Source organism: Flavobacterium sp. Root935, assembly GCF_001429295.1.
Taxonomy (GTDB): Bacteria; Bacteroidota; Bacteroidia; order Flavobacteriales; family Flavobacteriaceae; genus Flavobacterium.
In genome coordinates, this window is the sequence record NZ_LMJL01000007.1 from 371542 (window position 1) to 385487 (window position 13946).

Here is a 13946-nt window from a genome sequence, read left to right on the forward strand (position 1 = left end):
AGGTTTGTATCTTAAAAACTATCTTTTTTTTAGTTTATAATATCAAATCCGCAGTAAGGGCGCAAAACTTCTGGGATTACGATTCCTTCTGGAGTTTGGTAATTTTCAATAATTCCGGCCAAAACTCTAGGAAGCGCCAATGAACTTCCGTTAAGTGTATGTGCCAGTTGATTCTTTCCATCTTTGTCTTTAAAACGTAGTTTCAAACGATTTGCCTGGAAAGTTTCAAAGTTAGAGACAGAACTAATTTCTAACCAGCGGTCTTGTGCTGTAGAAAACACTTCAAAATCATACGTTAAAGCAGATGTAAAGCCCATATCGCCTCCGCAAAGACGTAAAACTCTGTAAGGCAATTTTAATTCTTTTAAAATATCTTTTACATGTTCTACCATTCCGTCAAGGGCTTCATAAGACTTTTCAGGGTGTTCAACACGAACGATTTCTACTTTATCAAATTGGTGTAAACGATTTAATCCGCGAACGTGAGCTCCGTAAGAACCTGCTTCACGACGGAAACATGGTGTATAAGCTGTATATAAAACAGGTAATTCTGTTTCTGTCAAAAGAACATCTCGAAATAAATTCGTAACCGGAACCTCAGCCGTTGGGATCAAATATAAATCGTCAATAGTAGAATGATACATCTGCCCTTCTTTATCTGGCAATTGTCCAGTTCCGTAACCAGAAGCTTCGTTTACCAAATGCGGCACCTGCACTTCATTGTATCCTGCAGCTGTATTTTTGTCTAAAAAGTAGTTGATTAAAGCACGCTGTAAACGAGCTCCTTTTCCTTTATAAACAGGAAATCCCGCTCCAGTGATTTTTACACCCAATTCAAAATCGATAATATCGTATTTCTTTACCAATTCCCAGTGAGGCTGTGCGCCTTCGTGCAAAACAGGAATATCTCCTTCTTGAAAAACATTCAAATTGTCGTCTGGCGTTTTTCCTTCAGGAACAATATCTGCCGGAAGATTTGGTAATGTGTATAATTTATTGGTTAACTCAACAGCCAAAGCTTCTGCTTTTTCGCTTAGTTCTTTACTTTTTTCTTTTAGTGAAACTGTTTTTTCTTTTAAGATTGCTGCTTTAGCTTTCTCACCAGCTTTCATCAATTCACCAATATCTTTGGACAATTTATTAGATTCTGATAAAGTATTGTCTAATTCCACCTGCGCAGCACGACGATTTTCGTCTAATTGAACCACCTCTTCAACAACGCTTTTAGCATCGATATTTCGTTTTGCTAAAGCTTTGATTACTTTCTCTTGATTTTCTCTAATAAATGCAATTTGTAACATAGCTTGATTTTTATAACTATTGTATTTTTTATAACGGAAGCAAATTTAAGGAAATGTTTGTTAACAATAGGACAAAGTTTATAAGGAAAACTTAAATCGCCTATAAACACCAAAAGCACTATAAAAGTGCTCTTGTTATTATTTCAAATCTCTAAATTTTACTCCAGAAAGCGATGTCTTTCGTCTCTATGAAAAGCATATTCCCTGCCGTTAAACTTTAATTTTTCAGATTCTTTTTTGGTTTTCAGATTTATTTCTTCTGGCAAAGCTTTTTCTGAATCAGCTTCTACAGCTTCTTCATATGAAAAATTTTTGGTCACAATTAAGTCATAAAAGCCATTTGTTTTATGATCTCCAAAACTCATTCCCGTTTCTAAAGTTTCGATTTGATAAGTTCCTCCTCCGTTAGAATCTCCATTTGTCATTCGAATTGGATATTCGTACAGCACTTTTTTAATTTCTTTGTCGGCTAAAGTCACCAATGTAAATTTCTGTTCAGAATATAGTACGATTCTGCTGCTTGCACTGGCTTCTGTATAAAAGGCAATCGCCGGCGTACTTTCATTTAAATAAACCAAATCTTTTAAGATATGTGATTTCGAAAACCGAATTGCTTCATTATCATAATAACCTAAATTATCATCAAATTCTTCTGCGATTATACTTCCGTCTTCTCTGTTTACGAATAAATATTTACGCTGCAAATAATTTCCTAAATCTTCAAACTCATCAGATTTCTTATTCTTTTTATGTTCAACAGTCGTAAGAACAAAAAATGCAGTTTTATCGTCGTAGTTAATAGAACTTGTTTTGTCTATTTTAATATTAGAATATTTGATTTTTAAGTTAGAAGCGACTTTAGAAAGCAGATTAAGATTTAATTCTTCTGAATCTTTGATATCATCCAGATTCTTAAAAACGAGTTTTTTAAACTGCTTTTGGTTTAAATCATTGTTCGTTTCATTTTGAGAAAGCAACTCCTGATTCTGAATTTCTGCTTCTTTAGAACTTTTTTCGCTTTTTCCGCAGGAAAGCAAAAACATCAAAACTACAATCGGAAGAATAGTTTTTTTCATAGGTTAATTATTTAGAAAATTTCGGGCACTTCAAATATATAATTTTCTTACAATTGATGATAAGAAAATTAAAATTTCAAAACCAAAATGCTAAAACCGTAAAATATTAAAAACTAAACAGGATTTTAATATCTAATCCCTTTTGATTTCATGCCCTACAAATTCTTCTAAAACTTTAAACATTTCTTCCACCGAAAGTACTTCTGTATCAGGATGCGATTTTAAAAATGCAGCATTTAATTCGACTAGATTTTCATCCAACTCAAAATAAGCATTATTGTTTAATAAATCACGAAACGGACTTGCGACATCGAATTTTGCCTGCAAGAATTTACCCAGTTTGATATTACTTTGTAAACGCAGTTTTCGGCATTGTTCTTTAAATAATTCCAAATGTTTTTCGGCGCCAATTAATGCTAGACCTTCTTCTATTAATTCGTTCAATTCTTTATTCCAGCCTGAATCGTGCACGAATTTAGAAAAATTTCCTTCGGCGTATTTTGAAGCATAAAAGTCTAAATAATAGCTCATCAATGCATCTTCGTGAATCAAATCATCGTCTATTTTTTCTTCACGCATTAAATTGATTACCGAGATATTCGAATTAACAACGTCTTGAGGATTTTCACTGTTTGCCGCAGTTTCTGAAATGATGATTTTACCGAATTCCATTTGAGTTTGTATTTAAAAGATTGTTTGCAAATTTCGGAGAAAAAACAATAGAAACAGCAATAATTTACAGCCGAATTACATAAATACTTTCATTCTAAGAAAAACTACCGAGTAATTATAAGTAAGAAAAATAACACTAACTTTGAATTTTTAAAAGAATTAATTTAAATATTAGCCTTAGATATGCATTAATCTTAAAACTGATTTATTTAAAATTGATATGATGGCAAATTATACTTTAGAAAAAGAATTCTTAAAAAAAGTTGAAAACAATAACGATAAGCAAAATGAGAGAGAAATCTTAAACAAAGATCAAATTAAAAATCTTCTTTTAAAATATCCAAAACTACCACAAGATTACCTGATCTATTTACAAGAAATTGGTTCGGGTAGTTTTAGAGAATGTCAATTTAATATCTCATCATCTTTGTTTGATTTAGAAGATTTAGGGCTTAATAATTATTACGAATTGAAATCTAATGTTTGGTTCTTTGGAGATAATTATTCTGGTGATTTCTCTGGTTTTGACTTTGATAAAAATGACGCAAATGTTGTTGAATTTTGGCATGAAAGTGGAGAACTTTATTATACTAATAAGCCTTTTCAAGCTTATATTAGAGAACAAATGCTTATGGATGAAAATGGCAAAGAGATCTTGTAGATCATACTCAAATTTTAAACTTTGATTGAGATGCTGTACTAATTTTAATATTCTTAGCTAAACACACAATCTTTCACAAAAATTCACGTTATTTATATTAAATAAGGTGATAGGTTTAAAAAGAAACCATCTTTAACGCAACCATTTTAGAAAAAAATCATCTGTTTAATAAATAGAGCTTTACAGCAAAACTCTATTGCCAAAGCCAAAACCATGAAACAGATTTTACTTATTTTAATGATTCTATTTGCTCTCACAAGCTGCGAAAATGACGATTTGCCGCAGTCTGATGTGCAATACTCATTGGTGGGTAAAGGAGATTCTTTTCCGAATGACAAAAGCGTCGCTCAAAGACATTTAGTTATTAAAGATGCTAAAACTTGGAATAGTTTAATAAACGAAATGGATGCGGCTAATAATTTAACCCAAGATTTGAAAGAAATTAATATTGATTTCAATAAATATCAAATTATTGCAATTATTGACAAAACCCAAAAAGGCGGTGGACATTCTATAGATGTTGTCGAAATGTCTGAGAATCGTAACACTATAATTGTAAAGGTCGAAAAACTAAAAAACGGTGATCTTAGTTCGAGATTATCTAGACCTTATGACATTGTAAAAATGGCCAAAACAACCAAAAAAGTTGTTTTTGAGCAATAATCAAAATCGTAATTTCTTTAATTATTGAAGCTCATCAACGTTCGTTATTCAACATTAAACAATCTCAAAATATAAGAGAGTTCGTAAGCAATAAAAAGTACTACTAGAATACTATGAAACCTTTTATTATCGACTTTTATTGCCGCGAAACATAAAATAATATGACTTATAACCCGAACAAAATATTCGGTTTGATTGTATAAAAAATAATCTCCTCCTTTAATTGCGGTATCGATTATATCGGCTCCAAAACTTATCGCCAGAATCGAAAAAAACCACTTCTTCCTCGAATAAAAATAATCTTCGTAACCTGTGTAATCAACCAAATCATCAGGATAAAGAATTGCACAAAGAAGATAGTAAATCAAAATATAGCAGATGATGAAGAAATAATCTACAAAATACCATTCGTGAATTAATTTCAGATTAAACTCCCACCACCAAAAATGAATCAGCATCAAGAATACATAAAACACCCATAAGGCATGTACAAAGTAAAATTTCTTCCGTCCCGGATGCTGAATAAAAATTACGGATCCTTTTATGAGATGTGTTAAACTCAAACCCAGAATGATTCCGATAATTGATTTGACATGAGTTAGTTCTTCCATAAATAACAGTATTATTTATACCGAACTAAAATTAAATCAATTAATTTAAAAACATGCGTTTAGAAATAAAATTATTCTAAACGATTTATCCAGTTCATCCAAATTCTTTTGATAAAAAAAAGCCGCATTTAAAAAATGCAGCTTTCATCTATTTACTTCTTAATTTCCTGTGGAAGCGTTTTTTGTTGCGGTTTCTCTGGCGGAATTCGTTTTTTCAAAAATAAAATCTGACCTAAATGACTCGATTGGTGTTCCATTACGTGAAACCAGCAATATTGATTGGTCATATCATATTTTAACTGAACTTGGGCAAACCAAGCATCGTCTCTTTTCTTTAATTCTTCAATAGTTTTGGCACGGACTTGATTATAAATATCCAAATAATATTGAATATCATGACCTTTAAATTCGTCACGTCCGCCTTGATCTAAATTTAAAGCGTTGTTCCAAATTTTCTTTTCTTCTTCATTAAAATCCCTGTTTTCAAAAGTAAAAACCTGATAGTATTTTTCGGCTGCAGCCAAATGCATAACCAAAGCTCCAATTCGATTCGCCTCTTCATCATGAAGATAATCAATTTCATATTGACTCATGTTTTTAACCGTTCTTTCGACACGAGATTTAAGATCTTCCAGCATCGAAATCATGTCGGCAATCTTTGGTGAAGCTCCTTCAACATTTCCTATTCTGGCTTCGGGTCTTGGTTTAATGCCGCTTCCTTCTAATAATAAACTGCTTTTTCCGTCGACGCTCGATTTATCTGAGGTAATTTTATATTCCTTTACTTTAACAATAGCATCTTTTGAGGTTCCTAAACTCCATTTCGGAATATCTCCATTCTTTACAGCAGTTTCAAAACTTGAATTTAAAACCGTTAAAGGTTCAAAAACACCTTTATCATTTTCAATCCATAATTCGAATTTGTCAAAATAGAATTTTCCGTTATTGATACAAAGACCTCCAAAACTCAATGATTTGCTGTTTTTATCTAAAGTTCCTTCTACGGTATAAGAATTCCATTCTTTAGATTTTACAGGTCTGTCCTGCATATTATCAAAAAAACCTTCTTCATCATTTTTAGTATCAACTCTCGCCCAGACTCCAGCCCAAGCCGTTGGCTCTGTAGTTTCTGCTTTAACTGAAGCAATTACCTTAAATTTTTTCGTAACAGCAGTCTGAATATCAATGGTCTGATTGAAGGACGTCCAATCGCTGGATATCGTTTTTTGTGTTTGAGCGTAACTGGCGCTGAAAAACAAAAACAACAGTGGTATTATTAGTTTTTTCATTTTTGGAAAATTAAAGTTGCAGTAAATGTAATATTTGTTTCTTTAAGTAATAACTTACTTTTATAAAAAATAATGCACAAAAAAACCGCACTCCCAATAGAATGCGGTTTTAAGATATTTTAACCTAAATGAATTTTAGTTAGTTTTCATTGGCGGTAAGTCAAACGCAACAGAATCGTGTTCGAAATTATTTCTGTGTCCTCCATCGCAAAATGGTTTGTTTGCAGATAATCCGCAGCGGCAAAGTCCAAGTGCAGATCTTCCTTGTAAACCGTAAAGAACTCCTTCTGGATCCATAATTTCAAAATCCCCTTCGATTTTAATAGATCCGTTTTTATTGATGATTAATTTTGTCTTGCTCATAAACTTGTTTTTTTCGAGTGCAAAGATTGCGAAATATATCTTTATTTATAAGTGGTAAACGTAGTTTAAACTGGTTCTATTTTAATTGGTTTTACCACAGAGATGCACAGAGATTCACAAAGGTTTTTATTGTTAGGGTAAAAAATCTCGCAAAGGCGCAGAGTCGCAAAGGTTTTATTCTTTTGTCAGACTGAGCGATCCCGAGACTTCGGGAGAAGTCCCGCAAAGTTTTTTTGAATTGCGTCCAGCTTTAGCTGGATGTAATTATAATAAGAACGCACTAAATTGGCTTTAGCCCAAAACAAGCATTTGGCTAAAGCCATATAAATTAATAGAATTACAACCTCCAGCTAAAGCTAGAGGCAATTAGTACTTAAAATTAAAATCTTTTATAATCCTTTTAATCTGTGGCATAAAAAAACTCTTCGCCTTTGCGAGATTAATTCGATTTACTTTAAAAAACTTAGCGAATCTCTGTGTTTTTCTTCCCGTGACTCTGCGAAATTACGTGCGAATCTTCATGTAATATTAAAATCTCAAATCTATTGCTTATTTTTGCACTCAATAAAATTGAGTTATGACACAGAATCCAAAGAGATATACGATCACAGCGGCATTACCTTACACCAATGGACCTATTCATATTGGGCATTTGGCGGGGGTTTATGTACCTGCAGATATATATTCGAGATACTTAAGATTGCAGGGAAAAGATGTAGCATTTATTTGCGGAAGCGATGAACACGGCGTTGCAATTTCGATGAAAGCCAAAAAAGAAGGAATTACACCACAAGAAGTTATTGACAAATATGATGGAATTATCCGTAAATCGTTTGCAGATTTCGGAATTTCATTCAACAATTATTCTAGAACTTCGGCGAAAATTCATCATGATACGGCTCAGGAATTTTTTAGAAAACTGTATGATAATGGTGATTTTATTGAAGAAGTAACAGAGCAATTGTACGATGCAAAAGCAGATCAGTTTTTAGCTGACCGTTTTGTGGTTGGAACTTGCCCTAGATGCGGTAATGAAGGAGCTTACGGTGATCAATGCGAAAATTGCGGATCTACTTTGAATGCGACTGATTTAATCAATCCGAAATCGACAATTACTGGAGAAACTCCAATTCTTAAAGAAACAAAACACTGGTTTTTACCTTTAGACCGTTATTCTGATTTCTTAACCAAATGGATTTTAGAAGGACATAAAAACGACTGGAAACCTAACGTTTACGGACAAGTAAAATCTTGGATCGACGGCGGATTGGAACCTCGTGCCGTAACGCGTGACCTTGACTGGGGAATTGATGTTCCGGTTGAAGGTGCCGAAGGAAAAAAATTATATGTTTGGTTTGATGCGCCAATCGGGTATATTTCGTCTACGAAAGAATGGGCAGCTCGCGAAGGAAAAGATTGGGAACCATATTGGAAAGATGAAGACACCAAACTGGTTCACTTTATTGGGAAAGACAATATTGTTTTTCACTGTATCATTTTCCCAGCGATGCTGAAAGCTGAAGGAAGCTATATTTTACCAGACAACGTTCCTGCAAATGAGTTTTTGAATTTGGAAGGAAACAAACTTTCGACTTCTAAAAACTGGGCAGTTTGGTTACACGAATATTTAGAAGAGTTTCCAGATAAGCAGGATGTTTTGCGTTATGCTTTAACATCAAACGCTCCTGAAACAAAAGATAACGATTTTACATGGAAAGATTTCCAAGCGAGAAATAACAACGAATTAGTGGCTATTTTCGGAAATTTCATTAATCGTGTTGTGGTTTTAACCAATAAATATTACGATGGTGTTATTCCAACGCCAAATGAATTTACAGAAGTTGACGAACAAACTTTAGCCGAATTAAAAGCGTATCCAGCTGTAATTTCAAGTTCTGTTGAGCGTTACAGATTCCGTGAAGCTTTAGGCGAATTGATGAATGTTGCGCGTTTAGGAAATAAATACCTTGCAGACGAAGAGCCTTGGAAAGTAATGAAAGACAATCCAGAGCGTGTAAAAACTCAAATGTATGTGGCATTGCAAATTGCTGCTGCGTTGAGCGTTTTAGCTGAGCCGTTTTTACCTTTTACAGCTTCTAAACTTTCTAAAATCTTGAATTTAGGTGATCTTAAAGAACATTTTGCTGGATTCAGTAAGTTTTTGAAAGAGAAAGACCGCGATCCAAAAGACATTGTAATTGAGAAAACATTAGGCTGGAATGACATTTCTGAGAATTCAGATTTAATTCCGGCAGGACATAAAATTGGTGAAGCAGAATTGCTTTTCGCTAAAATTGAAGACGAAGAAATACAAAAACAAGTAGATAAATTGGAAGCGACAAAAACCGCAAATATTGCTGAAAACAAACAAGCAGAACCACAAAAAGATTTAATTCAGTTTGAGGATTTTGCGAAAATGGATATTCGTATCGGAACAATTTTGGAAGCTGAAAAAATGCCAAAAGCAAACAAACTTTTAGTATTAAAAGTTGATACTGGAATTGACGTTCGTACGATTGTTTCAGGAATTGCTGAGAGTTTTTCTCCAGAAGAAATTATCGGGAAACGTGTTTCTGTATTAGCAAACTTAGCGCCAAGAGCTTTACGCGGCGTTGAAAGTCAAGGAATGATCTTGATGACAACAAATGCTGAAGGAAAATTGGTTTTTGTAAATCCAGATGCTGATGCGCCGAATGGAGCTACAGTAAATTAAACTGATTTAGACAGTAAATATATCGTTTGTCATTTCGAGGAACGAGAAATCGCACGCGAGATTCATGCAATGTTTGTTGAGTTTCTAGTGCGATTTCTCGTTCCTCGAAATGACAATATCACCAGATTAAAATAAGATTTTTCTTTCTTTTTATAAATTTATATTTGTAAGTTTGTCTTGCAAAAATACTTCAGAAGTAATTCTGAACTTTATTAAAAGTTAACAATAAGCGAACCCTCGCCATGATGGCCCTATGGAAACTCGGGAAATCTATCCTTCTGGGGTATTTTTGCACATCTAAAGCGAGGGTTTCGTGCGTTTAATATTTTCGATATGCAAAGAGAAAATCAAAAACCGACACACCACGATGTAATGCCATCGATGGCAAAATTCCTGTCAGACCTTTGGTTTGAAGGAGATTTTAGAGAACAGCCCAATTATCTGTCTGAAATTTTCAAGAGAATTCTTGAAACAGACTTGGGAGATGACAAAGAGCTAAGATCAAAAATGATGGAGTGCATCAAAATCAGCAAAATGCTTGCCAAAACACTCGAACCTTTTTCGGATAAACAAATTCAGAAAGCGTGCAGTAAATTTATAGCTGCTTAAAACAACAAAAAAGCGTTAATCAATTATTATTTTTAATCGATTCACGCTTTTTGCTTTCAAAATAGTTGTTTTCTCAGTTATCTTTGAAAAATAATACACGACTAAAATTCATTAAATGAAACTCACCAAACCAAGATTAGCTTTAATCTGCGGTATACTCTGCATATCTATTTTCCCGATATTGGTAAAATTACGTTTAACACCAGGATTAATTTCGGCTTTTTACCGAATGTTTTTTGCTGTGATTCTGTTATTGCCTTACGTACTTTTAAGTAAAAACTTCAAACTTCCGACTCTTAAATTTACACTTTTAGCAGCGCTTTGCGGGATTTTGTTTTCTTCGGATGTTGCGGTTTGGAATATCGCCATTCAGGAATCAAGCGCGACTCAGGCTTCTTTGTTGACCAATTTATCTCCAGTTTGGGTTGGTGTTGGCTCTTTCTTTTTTCTGAAAGCAAAACCTGCCACAAATTTCTGGATCGGAACATTGGTCGCTTTATTCGGAATGATCACTTTAGTTGGATTTGAGTTTTTTATCGATTTAAACTTTGATAAAGCATTCCTTTTTGCCGTTTTATCTGGAATTCTATATTCGATTTATCTTTTGGTCAGCAAAAATGTGCTTTCAACAGTTGATGTTTTATCATTTATGACGATTAGTTTGATGGCTTCGAGTATTTATTTGGGAATTTTGTGTTATTCGCTAAACGAGCCTTTTACAGGTTTTACCAATACAGGCTGGTTTGTATTAATACTTCAGGCGGTAATTTGTCAATTGTGTGCCTGGCTTTCGATAAGTTACGCAACACAACATATGCGCGCAACCCGCGTTTCTTTAAGTTTATTGAGTCAGGCTGTAATTACCTCCATTTTAGCTTGGTTGTTTTTAGAAGAAAAAATAACTTTACAAATGGTTTTCGGCGGAATCGTTTTACTTTTCGGAATCCGAATTACTTTTTACGATAAAACAATTTCTTTAAAAAGACTGTTTTCAAAGAATTAGATTTAGTTTTCACGCAGATTCAGCAGATTTGAGCAGATTTAAAAAGAATCATTTTAATAATCTGTGGCAAAAATTCGAGAAAATTAGTGGAATTCGTGGCAAAAACTTGAAAAGAAACCTCAAACTTGAAACAAAAAAACTATGTTACATAAAAGCAAAATACCAAATTTAAAAGTAATCGCATTTGATGCCGATGATACTTTATTTGTAAACGAACCTTACTTTCAGGAAACCGAACATAAATTCTGTGCTTTGATGGAAGATTATCTTTCGCATCAAGGCATTTCTCAGGAATTATTCAAAATCGAAATTGCCAATTTACCGTTATACGGATACGGAATTAAAGGATACATTCTTTCGATGATTGAAGCTGCAATGAATATTTCAAATAATACAATTCCAGTTGAAGTAATCGAAAAAATCATTCAATACGGAAAAGAATTACTTGAAAAACCAATTGAACTTTTGGACGGAATCGAAGAAACATTACAGGCTTTACACGGAAAATACAAATTAGTTGTTGCTACAAAAGGCGACTTAAAAGATCAGCACAGCAAATTGCATCGTTCTGGTTTAGGGCATTATTTTCACCATATTGAAGTAATGTCAGACAAACAAGAAGTTGATTATGAAAAACTATTGGGCCGTTTAGACATTCAGGCACATGAATTTTTGATGATCGGAAATTCATTAAAATCAGATGTTCTTCCAGTTTTGGGAATTGGCGGTTATGCCGTTCACATTCCGTTTCACACCACTTGGGAACACGAAAAAATAAATCACAAAGTAGAACACCAGCATTTTAGTTCCTTTGATACTATTGCAGAAGTTGTTCCTAATTTACTATAATGAAAACACTTTTAGACTTAGAAAACTGGAATAGAAAGGAGCATTTTGTTCATTTTAAACAGATGGAAGAACCGTTTTTTGGTGCAACTGTCGAAATCGATTGTACAAAAGCGTATGAGACCGCAAAAAGTATGAACGCTTCTTTTTTCATTTTCTATTTACACAAAACTTTAGCCGCTGTTAATGCAGTTGAAAATTTTAAATATCGAATTTCAGGAGAGCAGATTTATATTAATGATCGCGTAGATGCATCGGCAACAATTGGGCGCGAAGACGGAACTTTCGGATTTTCATTAATCGAATATCATCCCGATTTTAAAACTTTCGAGCAAATCGCTTTAAAAGAAATCGAACGCATTCAAAATACAACAGGACTTTTTACCAGATCATTTGATGATGATAATCTCATACATTTTTCTGCAATTCCGTGGTTGAATTTTACATCACTTACGCATGCGCGAAGTTTTACATATCCTGACAGCTGTCCGAAAATTTCATTTGGAAAAATGATGGTATCTGAAACGGGTAAAAGAACCATCTCGATGGCGGTTTATGTACATCATGGTTTGATGGACGGAATGCATGTAGGTCAATTTGTAGATCTTTTTCAAGAGCTTATGAATCAATAAATTAATGGAATGATTTTTGTCGCTAGAAACACATGAAACAAATCTTTCTTTTTCTGTCTATAATTTTTAGCACTGTTTCGATAAGTCAAACAGTGTTAACTTCTTATCCTATAGATTTCAAAAATGTACAAGATCAATGTGAGCTCTTAAACGCAGAAAACACTACTACACATGATGTATTTGCTTTTATAGCATCTCCCAATAATTTTACGATTCTAAAATACAATAGTGCTTTCTTTTTAAAAGATCAGTTTGTAACTAGCCGTCAATATGTCGAAAACAGATCTTTATTGGGATACAGCTTTAGTGAAGATGGCAACCCAACAGTATATTGGTTATCGCCTGAACAAAAAGATATTATAGTTATCAAATACTACTTTGAAAATAAAACAACCAGAGCTTTAAAATTTGCTTTGCCTGTTGACAATCAATCTATTGTTACTCAATATCAAAAAGACAATAATTTTTACTTATTGATGAAATATAAAGATAAGCAGGCATTAACTGCTTATATCTTTAAAAATGGAATGGCCGAAGAAAGGTTTCTCGACTTCTCTCCTTTCATTTTTCGCGATCGAAAAACACAGCAAAAGACATTCAATCAAATTTTGAATGAAAATCCGATTGAGAAAATGGATTCTGGGGAATACAATCCGCTGTTTAAAGTGGTTGCAAAAACTAAATTATATACGCTTCCAAATCGCTTAATTCTGACTTTAGATCAAAGTCTCAGGAAAACGCAGTTGTTTGATATCAATTTGGACAATCTGGAAATCAAAGAGAAGACATTCATGCAGCCGCTCGGTCATAAAAATGCAAGAACCTCAAATTCTTTTTATCACGAAAACAAACTTTATCAGTTTAATGTCAATTCTGATGAGCTTCTATTTGATATCAAAGATTACGATTCTGGCGAATTAATAAAGACATTTACTGTTTCAAAAAATGACACTATCCGCTTTAATAATTCTCCTTTATTAATGCAAATAGAAAATAGACAGCCTAAAGAAATTAAGAAAACAAGTAAATTTTTAAAAGAATTAGCTTCTGTTGATGCTGGTCTTTCTGTGTTTAAAAACAAAAAGAATCTTTTTATCACATTAGGTGGAACTGGCAGTGATTCAAAGGCCATATCTATGAATGGTTTTAATATGTTCGATGATTTTTTTGGAGACTTTCCTCCTCGTAACTATTATATAGAAAGTAATTATTCTGTTTTTTTTGAAAGTGTCTGGACTAAAAAACTGGAACTAACAACAGAAAAACATGAACCTCTCGCCTCAGATAAAATTTATTATTTTATGGACACTCATAAAGAAGTCTCTCTCCCAAACATTCTGAAATTAAACAATTACAGCATTCTGGGTTATTATAACATTACTTCAAAAGAATACGTTTTAAGAAAATTCACAGATGGATTTGACTAAACAAATCAATCTCAATTACTTACTACAAAAAGGCTTTTTTTTCTGCGCTTTATAAAAGCTTTTTAAATTGATTAAAAGCA

General features: G+C 33.2%; 14 protein-coding genes. 8 read left to right on the forward strand and 6 right to left on the reverse strand.

The window, feature by feature from the left end; genetic code table 11:
• Window positions 1–29: 29 nt before the first annotated feature.
• From serS to ASE40_RS03125, 3 genes are all read right to left on the reverse strand, one after another.
• On the reverse strand, window positions 30–1301 hold the full coding sequence (gene serS, locus ASE40_RS03115; protein WP_057115337.1) for a serine--tRNA ligase: 1272 nt from the start codon (window positions 1299–1301) through the stop codon (window positions 30–32).
• 158 nt (window positions 1302–1459) lie between these two features.
• On the reverse strand, window positions 1460–2377 hold the full coding sequence (locus tag ASE40_RS03120; RefSeq protein ID WP_057115338.1) for a hypothetical protein: 918 nt from the start codon (window positions 2375–2377) through the stop codon (window positions 1460–1462).
• A 132-nt stretch (window positions 2378–2509) separates the two neighbouring features.
• Entirely contained in the window at window positions 2510–3049 is a 540-nt protein-coding gene (locus ASE40_RS03125; RefSeq protein ID WP_057115339.1) for a hypothetical protein, read from the reverse strand.
• A 223-nt stretch (window positions 3050–3272) separates the two neighbouring features.
• Here ASE40_RS03125 and ASE40_RS03130 point away from each other — a divergent pair, with 223 nt between their 5' ends.
• Window positions 3273–3710, forward strand: a complete 438-nt coding sequence (locus ASE40_RS03130; RefSeq protein ID WP_057115340.1) for an SMI1/KNR4 family protein — start codon at window positions 3273–3275, stop codon at window positions 3708–3710.
• A 213-nt stretch (window positions 3711–3923) separates the two neighbouring features.
• On the forward strand, window positions 3924–4373 hold the full coding sequence (locus ASE40_RS03135; RefSeq protein ID WP_057115341.1) for a protease complex subunit PrcB family protein: 450 nt from the start codon (window positions 3924–3926) through the stop codon (window positions 4371–4373).
• Between the two features lie 44 nt (window positions 4374–4417).
• Here ASE40_RS03135 and ASE40_RS03140 read toward each other — a convergent pair whose 3' ends face one another.
• From ASE40_RS03140 to ASE40_RS03150, 3 genes are all read right to left on the reverse strand, one after another.
• Window positions 4418–4984 carry a hypothetical protein gene (locus ASE40_RS03140; protein WP_057115342.1) on the reverse strand — a complete coding sequence of 189 codons (567 nt, stop codon included), beginning with the start codon at window positions 4982–4984 and terminating at the stop codon, window positions 4418–4420.
• A 152-nt stretch (window positions 4985–5136) separates the two neighbouring features.
• Entirely contained in the window at window positions 5137–6273 is a 1137-nt protein-coding gene (locus ASE40_RS03145) for a DinB family protein (RefSeq protein WP_057115343.1), read from the reverse strand.
• A gap of 135 nt (window positions 6274–6408) precedes the next feature.
• Window positions 6409–6636, reverse strand: coding sequence for a CDGSH iron-sulfur domain-containing protein (locus ASE40_RS03150; RefSeq protein ID WP_057115344.1), 228 nt, complete (start codon window positions 6634–6636; stop codon window positions 6409–6411).
• A gap of 577 nt (window positions 6637–7213) precedes the next feature.
• Here ASE40_RS03150 and metG point away from each other — a divergent pair.
• The 6 genes from metG to ASE40_RS03180 all read left to right on the forward strand — a co-directional run bounded on the left by metG (window position 7214) and on the right by ASE40_RS03180 (window position 13866).
• Complete coding sequence (gene metG / locus ASE40_RS03155; protein ID WP_057115345.1) at window positions 7214–9349, forward strand: methionine--tRNA ligase; 2136 nt, start codon at window positions 7214–7216, stop codon at window positions 9347–9349.
• Window positions 9350–9682: 333 nt separating this feature from the next.
• Window positions 9683–9958 (forward strand): hypothetical protein, encoded by a 276-nt coding sequence (locus tag ASE40_RS03160; RefSeq protein ID WP_057115346.1) that lies wholly within the window; start codon window positions 9683–9685, stop codon window positions 9956–9958.
• A 115-nt stretch (window positions 9959–10073) separates the two neighbouring features.
• The gene (locus ASE40_RS03165; protein ID WP_057115347.1) at window positions 10074–10961 is read left to right on the forward strand and encodes a DMT family transporter; all 888 of its coding nucleotides are present in this window, start codon (window positions 10074–10076) and stop codon (window positions 10959–10961) included.
• A gap of 141 nt (window positions 10962–11102) precedes the next feature.
• Entirely contained in the window at window positions 11103–11810 is a 708-nt protein-coding gene (locus ASE40_RS03170; RefSeq protein WP_057115348.1) for an HAD family hydrolase, read from the forward strand.
• Window positions 11810–12439, forward strand: a complete 630-nt coding sequence (locus ASE40_RS03175; protein WP_057115349.1) for a chloramphenicol acetyltransferase — start codon at window positions 11810–11812, stop codon at window positions 12437–12439. The genes ASE40_RS03170 and ASE40_RS03175 overlap by 1 nt, the downstream gene beginning before the upstream one ends.
• Before the next feature lie 32 nt (window positions 12440–12471).
• The gene (locus ASE40_RS03180) at window positions 12472–13866 is read left to right on the forward strand and encodes a hypothetical protein (RefSeq protein WP_057115350.1); all 1395 of its coding nucleotides are present in this window, start codon (window positions 12472–12474) and stop codon (window positions 13864–13866) included.
• Window positions 13867–13946: the final 80 nt, after the last annotated feature.